The following is a 23,054-nucleotide window of genomic DNA, read 5'->3' as shown; positions in this document are numbered from 1 at the left end:
GGACCGGAGGCACGCCACGGGAGCGACCCGGCTGCCGGCGGCGTGACCAGCGGATCGCGCTTTTCGTCCGGTTTCGCCCTCGCGGTGAGACCGACGACAGCTCAAGGGAGATACGGCGTATGACGTCCGTACGAGCACATCCCCGAGCACATCCCCGGCATCCGCACGACGACGCCCCGGACACCTCCGCGGAGTTCCGCCGGATCGCCGCCCACACCGGTCTGAGCGAGGCCGACGCGCGCACCGGCATGGAAGCCCGGATCGCCGACTGGCTCGGCATCTCCCGGACGCGGGTCTCCCGCCTGCTCAGCGACAGCGCCCGCCTGGGCAGGCAGGCGGGCGCAGGTGTCGCCTGAGAGGGGACCGTACGCGGGTCACGCCCCGGGCGCCGGGGCGCGCGGGGCCGTACGCGGCATGGCCAGGGCGACATGGCGGGAGATCCGGTCCGCCACGCCCGCCTCCGCCATCTCGAAGGCACCGCGCCCGCCCGTACGGAAGAGCGTGAGCACCCCCAGGACCGGGCCCGTGCCGGCGCGCAGGGGTATGCACAGCAGCGAGGTGACCTCCTCCCGCACCAGCACCGGAGCGCCCGTCCCGTCCCGGCCGAAGGCGTCGGCGTCGACCGGGCTCACCCGCAGCGCGGAGGCCCCGTCGTACAGCGCGTCCACCACCAGGGGGCAGTCGGCCGGATCCTGCTCGGCCAGGGACGCCGTACGGTCGCCCACCGCGTCCCGCGGGCCGAGCGCCACCACCCGGCGCGGGTTGCCGGGACCGTCCTCCGGGGCCAGGTCGGCGATCACCCAGTCCGCGAACCGGCCGTGCAGCACCTCCGCGGCCGCGGTCAGCACGGCCTCCGGACCGCCCTCGGCCGACGCCACCCTCAGCAGCGCCGCCGCCGTGTCGTCCACCAGGTCCAGCAGCTCGACATGGCGGGACACCTCGCCCAGATCCGGCCGCGACTCCTGGGGCCACATCTCTGCCGCCCCCTCGCCCGCCGGCGGGCCGGCCACCCCGGGCTGGAACGCCGCCAGCACCGCCGGATGCGGCTCGCCCGGCGGCCGCAGCGCGGCCAGGGTCACCCGCGCCTCACCGTGGACGGGCGGCTGCGACAGCCACACCGTCAGGCTGCGGTCGCCCTCGCCGCGCGCGACGGCGGCGACCTGCGAGCGCAGCGCCGCCTGCGCGTCGCGCCGCAGCGCGGCGGTGAGCGGGCGACCGGTGGCGTATCCGGCCCGCGTGTGGAACAACTGGGTGGCGGTGAAGTTCATGCGCCGCACCACGGCATCGCGGTCCAGCAGCACCGTAGCGATCGGCAGCCGCTGGAACAGCGCCCGCAGCAGCTGCTGCTCCTGCGGGTCGCCCCGGCCCCCGCCGGGGCTCCGGGAGGTGGCCGTCAGCTCCTCGTACCGCGGCCACAGCACGTCCACGACATGCTGCAGCTCGAAGAGAGCGGCGTCCAGCAGGGACGGCCGCTCCTGCGGAGGCAGCGCCCGCGCGGTCCGCAACTCCTCGACTCGTCTGCGGAAGTCCGAGAGTTCCGCACCAAACTGCTCTGCGCCTGGCATGGGCACACCGTAGCCTGAGCGACCCCGGAGGACCGCATGGGTGTTGTTTTCCACTCAATGCCATGGGAAGGCGAAAAAATCGGGGTCCCGGGGGGACGGGGCCGGACAGCAGATCGCACCGAGTGAAAACCGAGTGAAAGGAGTGGATCCGGCGATGCCCGACCGTACGCATATCCGCGTGGCCCGCCAGACCGACGCACCATCCCTCGGGCGCGGCCTGGTCGAACTGGCGGAGCAGGCCGCCGCGGGCACGCCCGACAGCTGCGGGGCCACCGCCACCGCCGTGCTCGCCGAGGAGCCCTCCGGCGCCGTGGACGCCGACCGGACCACGGTGGCCACCCACCCCGATCTGCCCCCGCTGGTGTCGGTCCAGCTGAGCGAGGGGGAGGGCCCGATCATCGCGGCGCTCGACACCGGCCGCCCGGCGGGCGCCGACGATCTGCTCCACGACGACCGCTGGCCGCGCTACCGCGCCCGGGCGCTGGACGCGGGCATCCGGTCCTCCGCCGCCCTGCCCTTCGCCTACGACGGGCTCACCGTCACCGTCTCGGTCTACGGGCTGCGCCCAGGTCCCCTCAGGAAGGCCGCCCAGGGCGCCACCGAGCTGCTCGGCGACCTGGCCACCGAGAGCATGGCGCGGGACCGGCTCTACCGCGCCGCCCTGGTCCAGGTCGACCAGCTGGACACGGCGCTGCGCAGCCGGCCGGTGGTGGACCAGGCGTGCGGAATCGTCATGTACGTCCTGGGCTGCGACCCGGACCAGGCGTTCGACCTGCTGCGCCGGCTCTCCCAGCGGACCAACCGCAAGCTGGCGGAGCTCGCCGAGACCGTGGTGCGCACCCGCGGCCGCGGCCTGGAGCGGAACCTCATCGAGTTCGGCCGGTCAGCAGCTCCCGGACCCGATCGGCCAGCGTCCGGCCCGGACCGGGACCTTCCGGGCTGACCGGGGGCACGCCCTGCACCGCGGCCGTCGCCTCGCCGACCCGCAGGCCCAGCGCCATCCGCTCCTCGGGGGTGAGCCGCTCCCGCAGCTCGGGGAAGACCAGGTCCTCCTCGCCGCGGATGTGCATGGACACCACGTCCATCAGCTCCCGGACCAGCGGGTCGAACCGCCGGTCCCGGGGGTCCACGGCGTCCAGGTCGGACAGGATCCGCTCGGCCTCGGTCAGCTCCTCGATCTCCTCGTCGGCGATCCGGTCGCCGTTCGGCAGCGCCTTGCGGACCGTGGGGTACAGATGGGCCTCCTCGGCCACGGAGTGCCGCACCACCTCCACCGTCATCCGGTCGACCAGCTGCCGCCGCCGCTCGGGGTCGGTGGCGGCGCGGTACCCCTCGAAGAGGTCGCGCACCGCGCGGTGGTCCGCGGTGAGCAGGTCCACCACATCGTGTTGTTCCGGCATCGCTGTCATGGCGCCCGGGTCCCCCGGGCCCCTTCCGCGAAACGGCGCCGGAGATCTGCGAAGGTGGACATACGTGGGCGGTGACGCGCCGGACACGGGCGGAGGTGTGGACGGAATGCAGCGGCAGTGGACCGCCCCGGCACCGGCGGACCGGGACGACGGCGGACTGCCGGTCCTCCCGGAGCTGTTCGACAGCTTCGTCGCGGCGGCCGGTCACACCGCGCCGGAGCCGGTCGGCGGCTCGGCCGGACTGCGCTCTGCGGCCTGCGGCTACTGGTCGCGGCGCGGGCTGTGGACCGACCCGGAGCACGTCGTGGTCGCCCCCGGCGCCGAGCCGCTGCTGCTGGCGCTGCTCGCCTCGGCCCCCGGCGGCGATGTGCTGCTGCCCCGCCCCTGCGCCGCCTGGTACGCGCCGCTGGTGCGGCTGGTGGACCGGCGCGCCCACCACGCGCCCGTCCCGGCCGAATGCGGTGGGCTGCCCGATCCGTTCGCGCTGCTGGAGATCGTCCGCAGGATCCGCGCCGAGGGCGGGGTGCCCCGGGTGCTGCTGCTGTCGGCGGCCGACGACCCCACGGGCACCGTGGCCCCGCCCGAGCTGCTGCACGAGGTGTGCGAGGCGGCCGTGGCCGAGGGGCTGCTGATCGTCAGCGACGAGACCTGGCGGGACACCGTCCACCATCCGCAGGGCACGGTGCTGCTCAGCCCCGCCGAGATGTCCCCCGAGAACGTGATCGTGCTCTCGGACCTGGCGGGCGCCTTCACCCCGGCGGGCTGGCCCGCCGCGATCGCCCGGTTCCCCGCGACCGAGCGCGGGGCGGAGCTGCGCGGCCGGGTGCTGTCCATGCTCACCGCCGTACGCTCCGGGCTGCCCGCTCCCATCGCGGCGGCCGCCGCGTACGCCCTCGGCGAGCCCGAGCCGGTCCGGGACCGGATGGCCGCGGCGGCCCGGGCGCACGGGGCCGTGGCCGCGGCCGCCTACCGCGCGCTGACCGCCGTCGGGGCGCTGGCCCGCCCGCCGCAGACCGGTCGGCACCTCTACGCCGATCTGGACGAGCTGCGGGGGGTGCTCGCCGCCCGCGGCATCACCGACTCGGTGGAGCTGGAGCGCGAGCTGGTGCGGCGGATCGGCCGGAGCGTGGCCGGGGGCCACCGCTTCGGCGACCCCCCGCACACCCTGCGGCTCCGGCTGGCGACCCTGCCGCTGCTCGGCGCGGCGGAGGAGTCGCGGCTACGGGCGCTCCGGACGCCGGATCCGCTGCAACTGCCCCATGTGGCCGCGGCGTTGGGCGCCTTCGAGGCGGCCTTCCGCGACCTGATCGAAAGCAGTCCGGTGACCTGAGCCGCCCCGGACCTCCATGGCGCGCCGGCACCGAAGGACCGGCCCGGACACGGCCCAGATACGGAAGGGAGCCAGGCCATGACCGACCACGCCGAGCAGGCGGAACCGGCGGAACCGGCGGAACCGGCCGGGCGGCGCCGCGCCCGGCCCGGCTCCGCCGCCCGGCACCGGCTGGCCCCGGCCGCCCTCGAGCCGGGCGCCCCCGAGCAAGCCGCCCTCGAGCCGACCGGCCCCGAGCCGACCGGCCCCGGACCGGCCGCCCCCGAGCCGGGCGCCCCGCGTCCGCCGGGCGAGATCCGCGACTGGCCGCCGTCGTTCGCCGACCGGCTCACCTCCCCGCTGCCGGGGGTGCGGGCGCTGGCCCGGCTGGCCCGGGAGGGCCGGCTCAGACCGCCCGTGGAGTCCCTCCGCGAGATCCCCGAGCTGCCCTTCGAACCGGGGCCGCTGCCGCTCACCGGCCCCGGCCGGACCGCGCTCACCTGGGCCGGGCACGCCAGTTGGGTGGTGCGGATCGGCGGGCTCACCGTGCTCACCGACCCGGTCTGGGCCCGCAAGATCCTCGGCACCCCGGCCCGGGTCACTCCGGTGGGGGTCCGCTGGGAGGACCTGCCGCCGGTGGACGCGGTCGTCATCAGCCACAACCACTACGACCATCTGGACGCGCCCACGGTCAAACGGCTGCCGAAGACGACGCCGGTCTTCGTGCCCGCCGGGCTGGCCCGCTGGTTCCGGGCGCGCGGATTCACCCGGGTGACCGAACTGGACTGGTGGGAGGCGGCCGAACTGCCCGGCGAGGACGGCCCGGTCCGCTTCGACTTCGTCCCGGCCCACCACTGGAGCAAGCGCACCCTCACCGACACCTGCCGCTCGCTGTGGGGCGGATGGGTCATCACCGCGCCCGGCGGACATCGGGTGTACTTCGCCGGGGACACCGGCTACGGCCACTGGTTCCAGCAGATCGGCCGCCGCTACCCGGGCATCGATGTGGCGCTGCTGCCCATCGGCGCGTACGAGCCGCGCTGGATGCTGAGCGGGGTGCACACCGACCCGGAGGAGGCCGTACAGGCGCATCTGGACCTGGGGGCGCGGGTGCTGGCGCCCATGCACTGGTCCACCTTCCTGCTCTCGGCCGAGCCGCCCCTGGAGCCGCTGCACCGGGTCCGCGCGGCCTGGGAGACCACCGGGCGCCCGCGCGAGGAGCTGTGGGATCTGCCGGTCGGGGCATCCCGCGTGCTCGAATGAGCCGCGCCGCCGTCGTGGGGGAGCGCGGACCAAGCCACCAAGTGGGTTAATCCGGTGCATAAGTGATGAGTGGAACATAAGTGGCGAGCGGTGCGGAGCGCACCTAACTTCCTTTTCATGCGCACACCTAAACTCCGCCACCTCGCCGGCCTCACGGCCGTCCTCGTCATCGAACTCGCCCAGCTCCCCGGAGCCCACGCCGCCCCCGTCGACCAGGCCGCGACCCGCCATGTGGTCCAGCCCGGCCAGTCCATCCAGGCCGCCGTGGACGCCGCCGAGCCCGGCGACACCATCGAGATCCGGCCCGGCACCTACCGGGAGAACATCCAGATCACCACCGACCGGCTGACCCTGATCGGCGCGGGCGAGTCCACCGTGCTCTCCCCGGCCGCGAAGCCGTCGGCCAACGCCTGCGGCGAGGCCGGCCACGGCATCTGCGTCACCGGGACGGCCGAAGACCCCGTCTCGGATGTCCGGATCGGCTCACTGAAGGTCACCGGCTTCCCCAAGAACGGCATCTGGGGCTCCGGCACCGACCGGATGACCGTACGGAACACCACCACCGAGGACAACGGCCAGCAGGGCATGGGCCAGGAGATGTCCACCCGCGGCACCTTCGCCGACAACGTCTCGCGCGACAACAAGCAGTCCGGCGTCTTCCTGGCCAACACCATCGACGCCGAGGGCGGCGCCACCGACGCCCTGGGCACCCTGGTGGCCGGAAACCAGCTCAGCGGCAACCGGACCGGTGTCGTGGTCCGCCGGCTGCGCGACCTCTCGGTCGAGGGGAACACCATCACCGCCAACTGCGCCGGGGTGTTCATCGTCGGCGACGAGTCGACCCCGCGCGCCGGGGACCTCAACGTCCGCCACAACACCGTCTACGAGAACAACGCCTACTGCGCGGCCACCGACCGGCTCCCCTTCATCCAGGGCGCCGGCATCGTGCTCACCGGCGCCGAGTCCACCCGGGTGACGGGCAACCAGGTGAACGACAACGTGGGCACCTCGCCCATGTCCGGCGGGATCGTGCTCTACACCAGCGTCGTCGGCGCCCCCAACGCCAAGAACGCCATCAGCCGGAACGTGATGAGCGGCAACAAGCCCGCCGACCTCGCCGACCGGGACAAGGGCCCCGACAACACCTTCACCGACAACGTCTGTGAGCTGTCCGCGCCCACGGGCCGGTGCTGAGAGGTGGCGACATGACCACTGTGGACACCGACAGAGCCGCCGCGGCACAGCCGCCACCGGCCGCGCTCCCGCCGCCCATGCGGCTGCGCGAAATCGTCTTCGGCGCCGCACGGGCGGCCTCGGTGCGCGCCGCGGTCCGGCTGCGGATCGCCGACGCGCTGGGCGACCGGCCCGCCTCCATCGGTGAGCTGGCCTCCGCCGTGGACGTCGAGCCCGATCCGCTGCGCCGGCTGCTGCGCTCCCTGGCCTGCTGTCAGATCTTCGCCGAGACCGACGACGGCCGCTTCCGGCACACCGAGATGTCCCGGCTGCTGCGCGAGGACACCCCGGGCAGCCTGCGGAACATCGCCCTGTGGTGCACCGAGCCGTGGACCTGGGAGGCGTGGCCGCTGCTGGACCGGGCGGTGCGCACCGGCGGCTGTGTCGTCAACGAGATCTACGGCAAGGACTTCTTCGCCTATCTCCATGAGGACGCGCCCGAGTCGGCCCGGGTGTTCGACGCCGCGATGACCACCTCCAGCCGGCAGTCCGCCACCGACGTCGCCGCCTTCCTCGACCTCGACGGGGTCAAGGAGGTGGTGGACATCGGCGGCGGCCAGGGGCATGTGCTGGCCAGCCTGCTGGAGAAGCACCCGGCGCTGCACGGCGCGCTGCTGGACCTGCCGCAGGTGGTGGCGCACGCCGATCCGCGGCTGCGGGACGGCGGGGCGCTGGCCTCGCGGGCGACGCTCGTGCCCGGCGACTGCCGCCGTGAGGTCCCCGTCGAGGCCGACCTCTACATCATCAAGAACATCCTCGAATGGAACGACGAGAGCACCCGCCGGACGCTCGCCAACGTGGTCGCTGCGGCGCGGCCCGGCGCCAGGGTGGTCGTCATCGAGAACCTCGTCGACAACAGCCCGTCCTCCTTCACCACGGCGATGGACCTGTTCCTGCTGCTCAATGTGGGCGGCCGGAAGCACACCGAGGAGAGCATGGTGGCGCGGATGACCGAGGCCGGTCTGAACGTGACCGACATCCGGCCCGTCAACGGCGCTCTGTACGCCTTCGACTCCACGGTGCCCGACAAGGTCCGCCGCTAAGGGGTGTCCGGCGGATCGTGACGCCTGCGGCGGGCCGTCCCCCTCCCCGCCCCTTCCCACAACCGGGCCTCCGCCCCAGCCCCCGGCCGGGGGCTCCGCCCCAGCCCCCGGCCGGGGGCTCCGCCCCAGACCCCGGCCGGGGGCTCCGCCCCAGACCCCGGCCGGGGGCTCCGCCCCAGACCCCGGCCGGGGGCTCCGCCCCAGACCCCGGCCCGGGGCTCTGCCGCAGCCCCCGGCCCGGGGCTCCGCTGCAGCCCCCGGCCGGGGGCTCTGCTGCAGACTCCGGTCGGGGGCTCCGCCCCTTCCTGCGGCCCCGCGGCGTCGATATGCGGCTCCGCCGCGTGTCGGGGCTCCGCCCCTTAACCCCCGGGGTCCAGGGGCGGAGCCCCTGGTATCGGGAAGGGGCGGGGAGGGGAAAGCATCGCTGTGCGGCTCCGCCGCGTGCTCCGCCGGACCCCCAGCCGCACCAACACCACGGTGCCCGCGTCGTCGAGGACGACGCGGGCACCGTGGTGTTTCTCCGTACGGGAAGTCCGCGCAGACATGTCGCGCCCTTTCGTCGTACGTGGCCCCCCGTGCTGGACCCATCTGCATGCGACGACGTCAAGCCCGCGTTGCAGCAAAGGCATAGCATGTTGCCTATGAAGCAAGAAGATGGGCAGCTGGACAGCCTCGTACGCAAACGGATCCGCGCCCTGCGGGTCGCACAGGGCTGGTCCCTGGAGGAACTGGCCACCCGCGCCAACCTCAGCCAGTCCTCGCTCAGCCGCATCGAGAACGGTCAGCGCCGCCTCGCCCTCGACCAGCTCGTCATTCTCGCCCGCGCCCTGGACACCACCCTGGACCAGCTCGTGGAGAACGCCGCCGCCGACGTCGTCATCAGCCCGATGATCGACGGCACCCGCGGCCTGATGCGCTGGCCCGTGAAGGGCGACCCCGGCATGAGCGTCATGCGTCAGCGGATGACCGAACCGCCCCCCGACAATCCCTCCCGCATGCGCGCCCACCCCGGCCACGAATGGATGGTGGTTCTGTCCGGTACGGCGATTCTCATGCTCGGCCACCGCCGGTTCCGCATCGAGACCAACCAGGCCGCCGAGTTCCCCACCATGATGCCGCACGCCATCGGCGCCGAGGGTGGTCCGTGCGAGATCATGGGCATCTTCGACCGCGATGCCCGCCGCGGCCACCAACCCGACGTAGGCGAATCCGCCGACTGCGACAGTGCGCGGGGCCCCTGCGGGTAGCGGCTCCTGTCCGCACGGGGTGTACCGCCCGCCGAGGAGGGCGATTTTGCGTGACGGGCAGCGCATCCGGTCACCTCCTTGCGTATTCCGCAAGTAGTTGTGCGGTTCGCGCATGACCTGGCTACGGTGACGACATGACCCCAGCGCACCAGCACACCCCTCACCATGGCGGCTCGCACGGCCACCACCAGGCGCACGACGACAGCGGCCAGGCAGAGATCCTCGACCTGGACGCCGAGGTGCTCGCCGAGCACATCGCGTCCATCACCGCCTGGCTCCCGCTGAAGTCCGAGCCGCGCCAGATCGTGGATCTGGGCTGCGGCACCGGTGCGGGCACCTTCGCCCTCCTTGAACGCTTCCCCGACGCGCACGTCACCGCCGTCGACGCCTCCGCCGGCCACCTGCAGCTCCTGCGCGAGAAGGCACGCGCCCGCGGCATGCGGGACCGCGTGCGCACCGTGCAGGCCGACCTCGACGCCGACCACTGGCCCGACCTAGGCACACCGGACCTGGTGTGGGCCTCCGCTTCCATGCACCACATGGCCCGCCCCGACCGCGCACTGGCCGCCGTCCACGAACTGCTCGCGCCGGGCGGCCTGTTCGCCGTCGTGGAACTGGACGGCTTCCCCCGATTCCTGCCCGCCGACGCGCCCGAGGGCCGACCTGGGCTCGAAGAGCGCGCCCATGCCGCAACCGACAGCTATCACGCCGAACACGTACCCCACCGCGGTGCCGACTGGGGGCCGATGCTGACCGCCGCGGGGTTCACCGTCGAGGACGAGCGCACCATCACCGTGAACATCGAAGGCAACCACAGTCAGGCCATCGGCCGCTATGCCCACGGCAGCCTGCAGCGCATCCGCGGCGCCGCCGCACCCGCACTCAGCCCCGAAGACCTCGTCGCACTCGACGAACTCCTGGATGTCGACAGCCCACACAGCATCCTGCGCCGAAGCGACCTCGCGGTCCGCACCGAGCGCACCGTCTGGGCCGCCCGCCGCGGCTGACCCCGGGCCGCCCGTTGCCTGTCGGGCAGCGCCGGCAGCCAGTTACTTGCCTCAGTACAGCTAGCTGTACCGGTACGAGGACAGGTGCGCGAACACCACCACATTGGCCGTGTAGTCCTTGGCCGTGTGGTCATAGACTCCGCCGCAGGTGATCAGCCGGAGCTGGGCGTTGGGGGTGTCCCCGTACACCTGCTCGTCCGGGAAGGCGTTCTTCTTGAACGTCTTGATCTTGTCGACCACGAAGGTCGCCACGATCCCGTCCTCGCGGGTGATGGCCACCTTGCTCTTCGGCTTGAGCTGGCTGAGCGGGTAGAACACCGCCGGGCCGATCTTGGTGTCCACATGCCCGGCCACGATGGCGTTGCCGCGCTCACCGGGCGAGGGGCCGCCCTCGTACCAGCCCACCAGGTTCTGCTCGGTGTCCGGGGGCGGGACCAGCACGCCCGCGGCGTCCAGCGCCAGCGGGGTGAAGGGCGCGCTCACGCCGATCGAGGGGATGTCCAGATGGGAGGCGGGGGAGCGCGGCAGCGCGGGTCCCGGACGGGACTCGGGGGCGGTCGTCGGCTCCGGGGAATCCGCGTAGGCGTCCTCGTTGGAGGTGTCGCTCTCCGGTTCGGAGATGGACGCGGGGGAGCTGGCCGAGGGCCGGGCCGACGGGGCCGACGGGGTGTTCTGAGAGGCGGCGTCGACGGAGTTGTAGATGAGGAATACGCCGATAAGGGCCGACGCGGCGGCCCAGCGGAGAATGCGGGTGTTGCCATCGGCAGCGCCCTGCTTGACCGGCTTTCCCATGGGGGTGTTCGCCTTTCTTACAGCGCCTTGTCTCATGGCGCCTCAGCTCAAGGCGCCTTTCTCACGGCCGCTTTTCTCACAGCGCTCGTGGAACTGCCGTGGCACCACCGCTCGGCGGAGGTGCCACGGCAGCACGGGATACGAAGAGTCAGGCTCAGATCGCGGTGCCGGTGGGCTTGCGGCGACGCAGGGCGTAGGCGCCGGCACCGAGGCCACCGAGGAGCAGGACCGAGCCGGCGGCCATGCCGCTGCCCGTGGTGGCCATGCCGCCACCACCGGTGTGGACGCCACCGCGCGGCTTCTCGCCCTTCTCGTGGTCCTTCCAGGAGCCACCGGACCAGTCGTGGTCCTTCTTACCGGACCACTCGTGCTCCCGGCCCTCCTCCCGGCCCTCCTCCTTGCCCTCTTCCTTGCCTTCTTCCTTGCCCTCCTCCTTGCCTTCTTCCTTGCCGTGGGAGGAGGACCAGTCGTCGCCCTCTTCCTTGCCCTTCATCTCTTCCTTGCCCTGCTCTTCTTCCTTGCCGTGCTCTTCCCGGCCTTCCTCGCGGCCGTGGTCTTCCTTGTCCTTCCAGGAGCTGCCGCCCTGGCCGTAGCCGTCCTCGGAGGACTCCTGGCTGCTCGAGTACCCACCGTGACCGCCCGGGTCCGAGACGTCGGCGGCGAACGCGGCGGCGGGGGCGCCCAGGGTCAGGGTGGCGGCAATCGCCGCCCCGGTGAAGAGTGCGCGAGTAGATCGCATGAGTCATTCCTTCCGGCGCCGTCACGATACTGACTATTTGCCAGATAAAGGGATCGCAGCGGCGTCTCATCCACCGTCAGCGAAGAGGGCTCCCCCTGCCACTCGGCGCGGCCCGCGATCTGCTCGGTTGTAAGCCCTCTGGGTGTAGATAAGCGCAATGATCACTCGTTCGCCGCGCGAATGAGGTGATGCCATTTCACCTTTTCGGCAGGCATCATTCCGATGAGTTCAGTAGTGCGGATTCTCTCTCGCCGCGCATGACGAACTCGCGGGCACAACGAAAAAGGGCCGCCGGGAGGTGAACTCCGTCGGCGGCCCCGTGCGGCGCGACACGTGCGCTAGCCCTGGTCGCGGTCCCAGCGGTAGAACTCGTGGGCCATGGCGTCCTTGGGCTCGCGCCAGGTCTCCGGGTCGTACGCCCGCATATACGGCTGGAGACGCGCGCTGACGTCGCGGAACTCCGGGTGTTTGGAGTACTTGGTGACCTCCGTGGCCGGCGGCCGCTCCGCCTCGATCAGATGCAGATACACATCGCCGAACTGGAAGAGGCTGCGGCCGGTGACGCCGATCAGCTTGGGCAGTTCGCCGCGGTCGGACTCCGCGAAGATCTTGGCGACCTGCGGCGCCGCGTCCCGCTGCATCTTGGCGACGATCATGGTGCGGTACACGCTCATGCCCCCACCGTCTCCCGGGCCCGCTGCTCGATCTTGTCCCGGATCAGGTCCATCTGGATACGGGAGTTGCGGTTGATGTGGTCCGTCATCGTGGCGTCGTCGACCGGCGCGTCGGGCCGCATCTCGAAGTCCTGGGTCCAGCGCATGCGGGTGCCCTCGGACTCCTCCTCGTACTCCCAGCGGATGTTCATGTAGGCGAAGGGGCCGGGCTCCACGCGGCGCGCCCAGACCGTGCGCACATCGCGGGCCGTCTCCCGCTCGGAGACCCAGGACCAGACCTTGCCGTCCTCATCGGGATGCATGGTCAGGCGGAAGGTGGTGGTGTCCCCGTTCCGCTGGAGCACCTCGACCGAGGCGTACTCGCTGAACAGCTGCGGCCAGTTCTCCAGGTCGTTGGTCATGTCCCAGACGAGGTCGAACGGCGCCTTGATCATGACCTCGTTGTCGGTGTGGCCTGCCATCTTCATGCTCCTGAGGTAAGTGAGGTGTTGATGACGTCGAGGAAGTCACCGGGGGTCTTGCAGCTCTCGGCCCCCGGTTCGATCGGAGTGCCGTACCGGTTCTCCAGCTCGCCGACGATGGCGAGCAGACCGAGCGAGTCCAGGCCGTACTCCTCGAAGGTGGAGTCCGGCCGGTCCCGCATCATGTCCGGGTCGACGGTGAGTCCGGCGCACCGCTTCATCAGCGTGGCCAGTTCCCCGTAGGACAGTTGACTGGACATCAGTAATCTCCTTCCGGTCCGCGGAGCACGAGCGCCGCGTTGCAACCCATGAGTCCTCGGCTGAGCACCAGCGCCGTCCGCGGCTCGGCGGGGCGGGAGCTGCGGGTGACGAGGTCGAGGTCATGGCAGACGTCGGTGACATACGGGGTCGGAGGCACCACGCGGTGCTCCATGGAGAGCAGCGCGGCCGCCACGTCCAGCGTGGGAGCCGCGCAGTGCACCCGGCCGAAGCCGGTCTTCGGCGCGGTCACCGGGACCCGGGTGCCGTGCGGCCCGAGTGCGTCGGCGATCGCGAGCGCCTCGGCGCGGTCCGCCTCGGGCACCCCGAGCGCGTCGGCGAAGACCACGTCGATCTCCTCCGGCGCGCACTCCGCGTCCTCCAGGGCCACGCGGATGGCCTGGGCGAGCCCCTCCCGGGACCGCTCCCACCGGGACGCCCCGGTGAAGGTCGAGCCGTAGCCGGCGATGAAGCCCCGGATCCGCACCCCGCGGCGCCGGGCGGCCCCCTCCTCCTCCACGACCAGCATCGCCCCGCCCTCCCCGGGCGCGAATCCGCAGGCGTCCTCGGTGAACGGCAGATAGGCCCGGCCCGCGTCACGGGCCCGGCTGAGCTCGTCCCAGCCGAGCATGCAGACGATGGAGTACGGCGCCAGCGACGCCTCCGAGGCGCCCGCCACCACCGCGTCCGCCCCCCGCCGGATGGACCGGCGGGCGTGCGCCAGCGCGTCCAGACCGCCGGCCTCGTCGTTCGCCACCACCCCACACGGGCCCTTGAACCCGCCGCGGATGGAGACCTGGCCGGTGCTGGCCGCGTAGAACCACGCGATGGACTGGTACGGGCCCACATAGCGCGGCCCCTTGCCGTACAGCTGCTGCAGCTCGCGCTGGCCGAACTCACCGCCCCCGGAACCGGCGGCGGTCACCACGCCCACGGCGAACGGCGACATGTCGTCCACCGGCAGCTTGGCGTCGTCCAGCGCGAGATCGGCCGAGGCCATCGCGAAATGGGTGAAGCGGTCGGTCTGGACGAGGAACCGCTCCTCGATCATCGAGCCCGGATCGAAGCCGCGGACCTGGCCGCCGATCCGGACCGGGAAGTGCTCACTGCCCTCGCGGGAGATCCGGTCCAGGAAGGTGATCCCCTCCCGGGTGGCCTTCCAGAAGGCGTCGGTGCCCACTCCGCCCGGGGCGATCACACCGAGGCCCGTGACGGCCGCGCCCCGGTTCCGGGTGCTCTTCGCGGATGTCATGCCGCACTCCCGTCCGCCCGGCTCAGCACCACCGCGGACTGGAAGCCGCCGAACCCGCTGCCGACCGACAGCACATGGCGCAGCGGGAGGGCGCGGGCGGTGCGCGGGACATAGTCGAGGTCGCATTCGGGGTCGGGGGTCTCGTAGTTGGCTGTCGGCGGCACCACGCCATGGGCGAGGGCCATGGCGCAGGCGACCACCTCGATGGCGCCGATCGCCCCCAGCGAATGGCCCACCATGGACTTGATCGAGCTCATGGGGGTCTTGTACGCGTGCTCGCCCAGGGACCGCTTCACGGCCGCCGTCTCATGCCGGTCGTTCTGCTTGGTGCCCGAGCCGTGCGCGTTGACGTAGTCGACCTCGGAGCTGTTGACGCGGGCGTGGCCGAGCGCGTGGTCGATCGCCTCGGACATCTCCAGTCCTTCCCGCGTCAGACCGGTCATGTGGTAGGCGTTGCCGTAGGTGGCGAACCCCCGGAACTCGCAGTAGACCCGTGCCCCTCGGGCCCGGGCGTGCTCCAGCTCCTCCAGGATCAGCACGGCGGCGCCCTCGCCGAGGACGAAGCCGTCCCGGTGGGCGTCGAACGGCCGGGACGCGGTGGCCGCGTTGTCGTTGTTCGCCGAGGTGGCCTTGATCGAGTCGAAGCAGGCCACGGTCAGCGGGGTGATCGGCGAGTCCGCGGCCCCGGCGATGCACACATCGGCCCGTCGCTCCTCGATCGCCTGGAAGGCGTATCCGATCGCGTCCAGACCGGAGGTGCAGCCGGTGGAGACGGACTGCACCGGGCCCTGCGCCCCGGTCAGCTCCGCCACCCCGGAGGACAGCGCGCTCGGCGAGAACGCGTGCTGAAGGTGCGGACCCGCCTTGCGGTGGTCCACGTCCCAGTGCTCACCGGCGTCGCTGACCTTGACGTAGTCCTGCTCCAGCCGGGTGGACGCGGCGACGGCGCTGCCCAGCGAAACCCCTATCCGCCAGGGGTTGAGCGCCTGGAGGTCGAGACCGGAGTCCCGGACCGCCTCCTGGGCCGCCACCAGCGCGAACTGCACATAGCGGTCGGAGCGTTCGATCTGCTCGAAGCTCAGACCGCCGGCCAGCGGGTCGAAGTCGCATTCGGCGGCGATCCGGGACCGGAACCGCTGCGCGTCGAAGAGCGTGATGTTGCGGGTGGCCGTACGGCCCGCGGTGAGCATGTCCCAGAAGGCCGGGACCCCCACACCCCCGGGGGCGACGACACCGAGCCCGGTGACCACCACCCGTCGGGTCACGACGTCGCCTCGGCGGGTTCGGCGGCCTCCGTGTCCACGTGGCCGAGCTCGGGGCGCGGCGCCAGGGGCCCGAGGTGGAAGACCATCCGGGCCTCGGTGCTCCCCACATTGCGGAACCGGTGCCGCATGTTGATGGGGATCAGGATCGCCTGGTCGGGGCGGAGCGGATGCGCCTCGCCGTCCAGATCCACCTCCATGTCGCCGCTGACGACGAACACGAACTCCTCGGAGTACGGGTGGTAGTGCTCGGCGACCCGTTCACCGGGCCCCACGATGGCCATCCCCATGAAGCCGCTCGTGGCACCCACCAGAGTCGGTGTGAGCATGGCGCGCACATCGCCACCGCGCCGGCGGTTGGGGGCGACCGCGGCGAGGTCGACGACGAGAGGGGCATGCGTGGTCATGATGAGTTCCTCCAGGTAGCGTTGCGCGGTCCGCGCCACGGGGTGAGAGGTGCGAGGGGGAGAGACGTCGTCAGTGGTCCGCCGACTTGCGGTCGGTGACCGGGGTCATGTCGCAGTCGGCGAGGAAGCGGCGCAGCCCGTCGTCCATGGACAGGTCGATCACCGCACCGTCCGCCCCGAGGTCCAGCAGCCGGCCCAGCACGGCGGCGGCCCGCCGGCCGCTCACCCCGGCCGCCATGGCGGGGTTCCGGTCCAGCGGCACGGCCAGGTCCACCAGCCGCACCACGATGTCGTCACGCTGGAAGATGGTGCTGCTCAGCAGGGTCTTGGCGGTCTGCTCCGCGGCCATCTCCTTGTTCACCGCCAGCTCGTCCTGCCGGGCCAGCAGACTGGCCACCGCCGGGCCGCAGCCGGTCTTGACCGGGTAGAGCAGGGCGTGCCGGTGGACGCCCTGGGCGGGGCGCGGCCCGCCGGACGTCATGTGGTGGACCACCGGGAGGGAGGCACGGGCGAAGAACTCCCGTGCCGAGCTGGGGTCGTCAAGGTTGCGGTCCTCCTCCAGATACGGATTGAGGGCCTCCTCGGCGGCCCTGATCTCCGGCTGCCGGGCCACGAAGCGCAGCGCCGCGGTCAGATCGCCCTTGACCTCCACGGCCCGCACCACCCGGTTGCCGCTCATGAACACCGAGGTGCGGGAGAGCCGGGTGGTCTCGTCGACCCGGGCCTGCGGAGAGGCGTAATCGGCCAGGATCTTGGCGACGGCGTCCTCGCTGCCCGGCTTCACGGTGAAGGTGAGCGCCTGCCGGACCAGCCCGTCGCCGACCCGCAGCGCGGCGTCGACGCCCCGGGTGGTGACATCGACCGGCGGGGATCCGGCGGTCAGGGTCTCCCGCAGGATGCTGAACCGCAGTGAGCGGGTGTCCTCCACACAGCCGTGGAAGGGCTTGACCATCTCCCGGTGCGCGGGCGAGTCCACCCAGGCGAGGAACGGAGGGGCGCTTTCCCATTCGCTGGTGATCAGCCACTGCGAGGGGTTCTCGATCGACTGGCACAGCTGGTCGCTGATGTGCCCGGGTACCGCGGCCACCTGCTGGGAGAGCTGATCGTAGGCACGGAGAAAGCGCTGCTCGGCACCGCTGTTGACCTGCACCAGCAACACGACGCGCAATCTGGTGTCGGTGAGAGCGGATTCCACGGTCGTCGGCGACTGGTCCACCGTGGTCTCCGGAATGTCGGACAGGGTGCTCATATTCCACTCCTTATTTCGCGGACGCGTCCTTCCGGGCATCGAGGACACCCGCCCGTTAGACGATCGTGGAGTGCTCCCACCAATGGCGCGAGATATGTGAGCCATCCGAGCGAACGCCTGGTCAGCGCCCCGGAACAGCCCGGAAGCACCGGGCATAGCAGCACAATGAACCGTCTTGCCGACAATGCTGAGCGTGTGCCCGTCCTCATCGCGGGCGGCTCCCTGGTGGGCCTGTCCGCCTCACTGTTCCTGGGCCGACTGGGGATCGGTCATCTGCTGGTCGAGAAACACCCGCGCACCTCGCACCACCCGCGCGGACGGGGGAACAACATCCGGACGATGGAACTGTTCCGCACCGCCGGAGTGGAGTCCGCGATCCGCGAGGCCGCGTCCGTGCTGGCCGACAACCACGGAATCCTGCAGACTCCGTCCCTCACCGGTACGGAGGGCAACTGGCTCTTCCGGGAGATGGACCCGGGTGGCAAGGCCGCCCGGATCAGCCCTGCCGGATGGTGCCTGTGCAGCCAGAACGACCTGGAGCCGGTGCTGCTGAGCGCGGCGCAGGCGCTCGGTGGCGATCTGCGGTTCTCCACCGAGCTGATCTCCTTCGAGCAGGACGCGGACGGCGTCACCGCCACCCTTCTGGACCGCAGGTCCGAGCGGCGCTCCACGGTCCGTGCCGACTACCTCATCGCCGCCGACGGCCCGCGCAGCCCGGTGCGCGAGGCCCTTGGCATCGGGCAGAGCGGACGCGGTGAGCTGTTCCACAACGTGTCCATCACCTTCCGCGCCAAGCGGCTCGCGGACGCGGTCGGGGACCGCCACTTCATCGCCTGCTACCTCACCAACCCCGAGGCCGACGGGGCGCTGCTGCCCGTCGACAACCAGGAGCAGTGGGTCTTCCACGCCCCCTGGCACCCCGAGCACGGCGAGCCGCTGGAGGCGTTCACCGACGAGCGCTGCGCCCAGCACATCCGCACCGCCGTCGGCATGCCCGACCTGGAGATCGAGGTCACCGGAAAGGCGCCCTGGCACGCGGCCGAGCGGGTGGCGGACCACTACTCCGACGGCCGGGTCTTCCTCGCCGGGGACTCGGCGCACGAGATGTCGCCCACCGGCGCCTTCGGCTCCAACACCGGTATCCAGGACGCCCACAACCTGGCGTGGAAGCTCGCCGCCGTCATGGGCGGCTGGGCGGGCCCCGCGCTGCTGGAGACCTACGGCATGGAGCGGCGTCCGGTGGCCCAGGCCACCAGCGCCCGCGCCGCCGCCCGTTCGGCCGAGCACAGCCACCCCGGCTACTCGGCACCGGCCACCGAGGGCCAGGGCCCGCAGTCCAATGTCATGGCGGTCGCCATGGGCTACCGCTATGTGCGGGGCGCGGTCGCGGGCGCCGACCCCTCCGCCCCCGCGGTGCCCGACCACTTCACGGTCTCGGCCGAGCCCGGCAGCCGCGCACCCCATATGTGGGTGCACCGCTGCGGGGTGCGGCTGTCCACCCTCGATCTGTACGAGCGCACCTGTGTGCTGCTCACCGGGCCGGGCGGCGCCGCCTGGCACGAGGCGGGCCGCCGCGCCGCCGACGCCCTCGGCGTACCGCTGGACTGCTACCGGGTGGGCGAAGGACCGGACCACGAACTCGCCCCCGAACCGGGCACGGACTGGGCCGAACTCCACGGCACCGCCCCCGACGGAGCGGTCCTGGTCCGCCCCGACGGCTTCGTCGCCTGGCGCGTGGAGCGCTCGGTCCCCGACCCGGAAGCCGCGGTGACGCGTGCGCTGCGAGAGGTGCTGCGCCTCGACCGCTGATGCGCTTGCGCTGGGTGTCGCTTTGCCGGGTCTCGCCTTCCCGGCTGCCCCCGGCTGGTGGTGACGGCCCGCCACCCCGGGCGCCGTGCCCAGGCGGGCTGTTCCCCTCCCCGCCCCTTCCCGAAACCGGGGCCCCGCCCCAGACCCCGCACCGGGGCTCCGCCCCAGACCCCGGACCGGGGCTCCGCCCCAGACCCCGGACCGGGGCTCCGCCCCAGACCCCGGACCGGGGCTCCGCCCCAGACCCCGGACCGGGGCTCCGCCCCAGACCCCGGACCGGGGCTCCGCCCCAGACCCCGGACCGGGGCTCCGGATCGGGGCGCCGGATCGGGGTTCTGCCCCGGGCCCCGGGCCGGGGGTTTGCCCTAGGCCCCGGATCGGGGGTTCTGTGCCGGCCCCCGGGCCGGGGCTCTGCCCTGGGCTTCGGGCTGGGGTTCTGTGCCGGGCCTCGGGCCGGGGTTTTGCCCTAGGCCCCGAAACTGGGGTTTTGCCCCGGGCCCTGGATCGGGGCTCTGCCCTAAGCCCCGTGCCGGGGTTCTGGCCTAGGCCCCACCTCGGGGTTCTGCCCCAGGCCCTGGATCGGGGCTGTGACTCAGGTCCCGGATGAGGGCTCTGCGTAGGCCCCGGGCGGGGTTCTGTGCCGGGCCCCGGGCGGGGGTTTTGCCCTAGGGCCCTGGATGAGGGCTCTGCCCCAGGCCCCGGGCCGGGGCTCTGCCGTTCCCGCCGCATCGATATGCGGCTTCGCCGCGTGGCGGGGCTCCGCCACAGACCGGGGGCCCGGGGGCGGAGCTCCTGGTATCGGGAAGGGGCGGGGAGGGGAAAGATCCGCCGGGCACCCCGTAAGGCGCGGCGGGCGGGCCGGTGCGGCAGGGGTGCTGCCGGAGCGGGCCGGGCCGCCGGGCGCGGCCCGGGGCGGAGGGGGCGTCAGCCCGCGGCCTCGCTCTGCGCGTCGCGAGCGGCACGGCGGCGCACGCGGCGCCACAGCGCGGGGGCCGTGCTGATCACGACCGTCAGGACCACGGCCGCCGCCACGCCCTCCCATGGCTCGGGGAAGAGCGAGCCGCCCAGGATCCCGATCAGCTGATACGTCACCGCCCAGGCCAGCGCCGCGGGTCCGGCGCCGTGCGCGAACCTCCGCAGTGGCCAGCGCGCCAGCAGGCAGGCCAGCATCACCGGTATCCGCCCCGCCGGGATCAGCCGGGACAGGACCAGAACCGCCACCCCGTGCTCGTCCAGCCGCGTCTGTGCCTGGTCCAGCCGCTCCGGCGCCGCGTGGTCGTGGATCCGCTCCAGCCACCGCGAGCCGTTCTTCGATCGCACCCCGCGCCGCCCGAGCCAGTACAGCATCACGTCCCCGGAGAAGGCCGCCAGCGAGGCCACCCCGAAGACCACCAGCAGCGACAGCGGGGGAGCGGTCTGGTGGATGGCCACCACCGCGGACGAGGAGACCACCGCCCCGGTGGGCACCACCGGCACCAGCGACCCGAGCACCACCAGCAGGAACAGCGAGGGGTACCCCACCGCCTGCTGTGTCGACTCGGACGGCACGCTCCGCGCCAGATCCGCCAGATCCCCTATCACCTGGCGGGCTCCAGCCGCACGCACTCCCCGTGCACCAGCCGGTGCACCACCGCCTCGGGGGCGAGCCGCCCGGCGTGGCGCACGAAGTCGTCGCCCGGGGCGTGGAATTCATGCGGACGGATCGCGTCCATCCCGATCGGCCAGTACGTCCCGTAGTGCACCGGCACCGCGCAGCGCGCCCCCAGCCGAGCCAGCGCCTGTGCCGCGCGGCCCGCGTCGAGATGGCCGGGGCCGAGGTACGGGCCCCAGCCGCCCACCGGAAGCAGCGCCACATCGCAGGCGCCCACCGCCTCCGCCATCCGGTCGAACAGCCCGGTGTCCCCCGCGAAGTACGTGGTCGACTCGCCGCTCAGCACATATCCCAGCGCGGGCACCCGGCTCGGCCCGTACGGCAGCCGCCGCCCGTCGTGCGCGGCCGGTACCGCCCGGATCCGCACCTCGCCGACCGTGCACACGTCCCCCGGCGCCATCTCGGTCACCCGCAGCCCCCGCGCCGCCACCACCCGCCGCAGCCCGGGCACCGCCCGCCCGGCCCCGCGCGGCACCACCAGCCGGGTGCCGGGCAGCAGCTTGGCCAGCGAGCCGAGGTGCAGATGGTCGGCGTGCAGATGCGAGACCAGCGCCACGTCCGCCACCGCCGCGGCGGCCGGTGGCACGGCTCCCCGGCGGCGCCGCAGATGGGCCAGCCGCCGTACGAAGAGGGGGTCGGTCAGCACCCGCACACCGGAGTCCCGCACGGTCGCGGTGGCATGCCCCCACCAGGTGATCTCCACCGACATCTCCCGCCTCCTCCCTCGGGCCGTCCCGCTCCGATCCTCTCACCCCGCCGGGTGGTGCATGGATCCAGTCCCTAGGGGTATGCATGACTCATGCATGATGAGAGGGAACGCGTAGCGAACCTGCTGGGGGCCACGGCGCTGGCGATCACGGACGATCTGCTCAGCGCCCCGGCCGCCGCGTCCCGCCTGAGCATGAGCGCGGCCGCCGCGCTGATCGTGCTCCGCGCCGACCCCGGCGTGAGCGTGACCGAGCTCGGCCGCCGGGTGGGGCTCACCCAGTCCGCGGCGGTGCGGATGGTCGACGGGCTGGAGCGGGACGCCCTGGTCGAGCGGCGGCGCGGAATCGGCAACTGGACCGGGGTCCACCCCACCGCCAAGGGCCGGCGGACCGCGGGCCACCTGCTGACCTCGCGGACCTCCCGGCTCACCGGAGTGCTGGACGGCCTCGGCGAGGCGGAGGTCCGCGACCTCGGCGCACTGCTGGCCACGCTGCTCGACGGGCTCTACCAGGGCAGTGGCTCGGCCGACCGGATGTGCCGGCTGTGCGACCGGACCGCCTGCACCCCGGACGGCGTGGAGTGCCCGGTCGGGGCCGCGGACCGGGCCGCCGCCCGGTCGGCCGCCGAGGACGGGGCCCGTACGGACCATGGGTGAGCTGCTGGCCGTCGCCTCGGCGCTCTGCTTCGGCACCACCCACTTCCTGAGCGGCCTGGTCTCCCGCCACCGGCACGGGGTGACGGTCGCGGCCTGCGCACAGGCGGGCGGCACGGTGGTCAGCCTGGTCCCGGTGCTGCTCACCCAGGGCGCCAACGCCCCGCCGTCGGCCCTGGGCTGGGGCGCGCTCTCGGGGCTCGGCACCGGGGTGGGCGTGGCGTGCCTCTACTGGTCGATGAACCAGGGGCCGATGAGCGTGGTGGTGCCGGTCAGCGATGTCACGGCGGTGGGCCTGCCGGTGCTGGCCGGGATCGCCCTCCTCGGCGACCGGCCCTCGCCCCCGGCGCTCACCGGGATCGCGCTCGGGCTGCCCGCGCTCTGGCTGGTCTCGCGCGGTGAGCCGCGGCCGACGGCGACCCGGGCGGGCACACCGGGTGCGACCCGGGCGGGCACGTCGGCAGGGACACGGGTGGCCACACCGGCAGCCACGTCGGCGGAGAAGCCGACACTCACACCGACAACGGCACCGACAGCGGCACCGACAGCCACATCGGTCGCCGCCCCGGCCGGGCGGGCCCAAGGGGCCGACCGGCTGCGCCCGGCCGTCGTCATGGCGCTGGTCGCCGGAGTGGGCCTGGCCGTGCACTTCTTCGCGCTCGCCCGGATACCGGCCTCGGCCGGATGGTGGCCGGTGGTGGTCAGCCGGGCCGTGTCGGTGGCCGTCATCCTGGCGCTGTTCCCCGCGACCGGCGCCTCCTTGCGGCTGCCCCGCCGGGCGGCCGCCGTGGCGGCGGTGGCGGGCGCGCTCGGCACCCTGGCGACCATCCTCTATCTGCTCGCCACCCGGCAGGAGTTGCTGTCCGTCGCCGTGGTGCTGTCCGCGCTCTATCCGGTGGTGCCGGTGCTGCTCGCGCTGACGTTCCTGCGGGAGCGGATCACCCGGCCCCAGGCCGTCGGGCTGCTCGGCGCGGGGCTGGCCATCGGGCTGATCGCCCTCAACTGAGGGCGGGCCGCACGCGGTCTCAGGGGATGCCGGCGGATCGTGACGCCTGCGGCGGGCT

Annotated in this window: 24 protein-coding genes; 11 read left to right on the top strand and 13 right to left on the bottom strand. The window is 72.9% G+C overall.

Annotated features, from left to right (window positions below; genetic code table 11):
* Positions 1-119 precede the first annotated feature (119 nt).
* Positions 120-356 carry a hypothetical protein gene (locus ACZ6TD_RS12865; RefSeq protein ID WP_471353615.1) on the top strand — a complete coding sequence of 79 codons (237 nt, stop codon included), beginning with the start codon at positions 120-122 and terminating at the stop codon, positions 354-356.
* An 18-nt stretch (positions 357-374) separates the two neighbouring features.
* Here the strand turns inward: ACZ6TD_RS12865 and ACZ6TD_RS12860 are convergent, their stop codons facing one another.
* Positions 375-1,565, bottom strand: a complete 1,191-nt coding sequence (locus ACZ6TD_RS12860) for a PAS domain-containing protein (protein ID WP_471353613.1) — start codon at positions 1,563-1,565, stop codon at positions 375-377.
* A gap of 154 nt (positions 1,566-1,719) precedes the next feature.
* Here ACZ6TD_RS12860 and ACZ6TD_RS12855 point away from each other — a divergent pair, with 154 nt between their 5' ends.
* Positions 1,720-2,508, top strand: coding sequence for an ANTAR domain-containing protein (locus ACZ6TD_RS12855; protein WP_471353610.1), 789 nt, complete (start codon positions 1,720-1,722; stop codon positions 2,506-2,508).
* Here ACZ6TD_RS12855 and ACZ6TD_RS12850 read toward each other — a convergent pair.
* Positions 2,432-2,974, bottom strand: coding sequence for a hemerythrin domain-containing protein (locus ACZ6TD_RS12850; protein WP_471353608.1), 543 nt, complete (start codon positions 2,972-2,974; stop codon positions 2,432-2,434). The two genes, ACZ6TD_RS12855 and ACZ6TD_RS12850, sit on opposite strands and share 77 nt — an antisense overlap.
* Before the next feature lie 106 nt (positions 2,975-3,080).
* Between ACZ6TD_RS12850 and ACZ6TD_RS12845 the strand changes: the two genes are divergently transcribed.
* The 6 genes from ACZ6TD_RS12845 to ACZ6TD_RS12820 all read left to right on the top strand — a co-directional run bounded on the left by ACZ6TD_RS12845 (position 3,081) and on the right by ACZ6TD_RS12820 (position 10,076).
* Positions 3,081-4,304, top strand: coding sequence for an aminotransferase class I/II-fold pyridoxal phosphate-dependent enzyme (locus ACZ6TD_RS12845; RefSeq protein ID WP_471357684.1), 1,224 nt, complete (start codon positions 3,081-3,083; stop codon positions 4,302-4,304).
* Positions 4,305-4,382: 78 nt separating this feature from the next.
* Positions 4,383-5,546: an MBL fold metallo-hydrolase gene (locus ACZ6TD_RS12840; protein ID WP_471353605.1), complete on the top strand. Its 1,164-nt coding sequence runs from the start codon at positions 4,383-4,385 to the stop codon at positions 5,544-5,546.
* A 117-nt stretch (positions 5,547-5,663) separates the two neighbouring features.
* Positions 5,664-6,740: a right-handed parallel beta-helix repeat-containing protein gene (locus ACZ6TD_RS12835; protein ID WP_471353603.1), complete on the top strand. Its 1,077-nt coding sequence runs from the start codon at positions 5,664-5,666 to the stop codon at positions 6,738-6,740.
* An 11-nt stretch (positions 6,741-6,751) separates the two neighbouring features.
* Positions 6,752-7,822, top strand: coding sequence for a methyltransferase (locus ACZ6TD_RS12830; RefSeq protein WP_471353601.1), 1,071 nt, complete (start codon positions 6,752-6,754; stop codon positions 7,820-7,822).
* Positions 7,823-8,463: 641 nt separating this feature from the next.
* Positions 8,464-9,069: a helix-turn-helix domain-containing protein gene (locus ACZ6TD_RS12825; RefSeq protein WP_471353600.1), complete on the top strand. Its 606-nt coding sequence runs from the start codon at positions 8,464-8,466 to the stop codon at positions 9,067-9,069.
* Between the two features lie 134 nt (positions 9,070-9,203).
* Entirely contained in the window at positions 9,204-10,076 is an 873-nt protein-coding gene (locus tag ACZ6TD_RS12820) for a class I SAM-dependent methyltransferase (RefSeq protein ID WP_471353598.1), read from the top strand.
* Between the two features lie 60 nt (positions 10,077-10,136).
* On the opposite strand, the gene ACZ6TD_RS12815 is transcribed toward ACZ6TD_RS12820, so the two are convergent.
* The 9 genes from ACZ6TD_RS12815 to ACZ6TD_RS12775 all read right to left on the bottom strand — a co-directional run bounded on the left by ACZ6TD_RS12815 (position 10,137) and on the right by ACZ6TD_RS12775 (position 17,170).
* Positions 10,137-10,868 carry a class F sortase gene (locus tag ACZ6TD_RS12815; RefSeq protein ID WP_471353596.1) on the bottom strand — a complete coding sequence of 244 codons (732 nt, stop codon included), beginning with the start codon at positions 10,866-10,868 and terminating at the stop codon, positions 10,137-10,139.
* A 154-nt stretch (positions 10,869-11,022) separates the two neighbouring features.
* The gene (locus ACZ6TD_RS12810) at positions 11,023-11,607 is read right to left on the bottom strand and encodes a hypothetical protein (RefSeq protein WP_471353593.1); all 585 of its coding nucleotides are present in this window, start codon (positions 11,605-11,607) and stop codon (positions 11,023-11,025) included.
* A 338-nt stretch (positions 11,608-11,945) separates the two neighbouring features.
* Entirely contained in the window at positions 11,946-12,275 is a 330-nt protein-coding gene (locus ACZ6TD_RS12805) for a TcmI family type II polyketide cyclase (protein ID WP_471357682.1), read from the bottom strand.
* A 2-nt stretch (positions 12,276-12,277) separates the two neighbouring features.
* Complete coding sequence (locus tag ACZ6TD_RS12800; RefSeq protein ID WP_471353591.1) at positions 12,278-12,742, bottom strand: SRPBCC family protein; 465 nt, start codon at positions 12,740-12,742, stop codon at positions 12,278-12,280.
* A gap of 2 nt (positions 12,743-12,744) precedes the next feature.
* A complete protein-coding gene (locus ACZ6TD_RS12795; protein WP_471353589.1) occupies positions 12,745-13,002 on the bottom strand; it encodes an acyl carrier protein in 258 nt (85 codons plus the stop codon).
* Positions 13,002-14,252: a ketosynthase chain-length factor gene (locus tag ACZ6TD_RS12790; protein ID WP_471353587.1), complete on the bottom strand. Its 1,251-nt coding sequence runs from the start codon at positions 14,250-14,252 to the stop codon at positions 13,002-13,004. Before ACZ6TD_RS12790 ends, ACZ6TD_RS12795 begins: the two co-directional genes overlap by 1 nt.
* A complete protein-coding gene (locus ACZ6TD_RS12785) occupies positions 14,249-15,517 on the bottom strand; it encodes a beta-ketoacyl-[acyl-carrier-protein] synthase family protein (RefSeq protein ID WP_471353584.1) in 1,269 nt (422 codons plus the stop codon). Before ACZ6TD_RS12785 ends, ACZ6TD_RS12790 begins: the two co-directional genes overlap by 4 nt.
* Positions 15,514-15,921, bottom strand: coding sequence for a cupin domain-containing protein (locus ACZ6TD_RS12780; RefSeq protein WP_471353582.1), 408 nt, complete (start codon positions 15,919-15,921; stop codon positions 15,514-15,516). Before ACZ6TD_RS12780 ends, ACZ6TD_RS12785 begins: the two co-directional genes overlap by 4 nt.
* Positions 15,922-15,991: 70 nt before the next feature.
* Positions 15,992-17,170 (bottom strand): SchA/CurD-like domain-containing protein, encoded by a 1,179-nt coding sequence (locus ACZ6TD_RS12775; protein ID WP_471353580.1) that lies wholly within the window; start codon positions 17,168-17,170, stop codon positions 15,992-15,994.
* 165 nt (positions 17,171-17,335) lie between these two features.
* On the opposite strand from ACZ6TD_RS12775, the gene ACZ6TD_RS12770 reads away from it, so the two are divergent.
* Complete coding sequence (locus tag ACZ6TD_RS12770; protein WP_471353577.1) at positions 17,336-18,979, top strand: FAD-dependent oxidoreductase; 1,644 nt, start codon at positions 17,336-17,338, stop codon at positions 18,977-18,979.
* A 924-nt stretch (positions 18,980-19,903) separates the two neighbouring features.
* Here ACZ6TD_RS12770 and ACZ6TD_RS12765 read toward each other — a convergent pair.
* Complete coding sequence (locus ACZ6TD_RS12765; RefSeq protein WP_471357679.1) at positions 19,904-20,557, bottom strand: DedA family protein; 654 nt, start codon at positions 20,555-20,557, stop codon at positions 19,904-19,906.
* Positions 20,557-21,339, bottom strand: coding sequence for an MBL fold metallo-hydrolase (locus tag ACZ6TD_RS12760; protein WP_471353575.1), 783 nt, complete (start codon positions 21,337-21,339; stop codon positions 20,557-20,559). Before ACZ6TD_RS12760 ends, ACZ6TD_RS12765 begins: the two co-directional genes overlap by 1 nt.
* 90 nt (positions 21,340-21,429) lie before the next feature.
* On the opposite strand from ACZ6TD_RS12760, the gene ACZ6TD_RS12755 reads away from it, so the two are divergent.
* Both ACZ6TD_RS12755 and ACZ6TD_RS12750 read left to right on the top strand, forming a co-directional pair.
* A complete protein-coding gene (locus ACZ6TD_RS12755) occupies positions 21,430-21,993 on the top strand; it encodes a MarR family winged helix-turn-helix transcriptional regulator (protein ID WP_471353574.1) in 564 nt (187 codons plus the stop codon).
* Positions 21,986-22,996 carry an EamA family transporter gene (locus ACZ6TD_RS12750; RefSeq protein WP_471353572.1) on the top strand — a complete coding sequence of 337 codons (1,011 nt, stop codon included), beginning with the start codon at positions 21,986-21,988 and terminating at the stop codon, positions 22,994-22,996. Before ACZ6TD_RS12755 ends, ACZ6TD_RS12750 begins: the two co-directional genes overlap by 8 nt.
* Positions 22,997-23,054: the final 58 nt, after the last annotated feature.

Source organism: Streptomyces yongxingensis (assembly GCF_055597465.1).
Note: the sequence above shows the minus strand (reverse complement) of the source record. Positions and strands in the feature narration are given on the sequence as shown.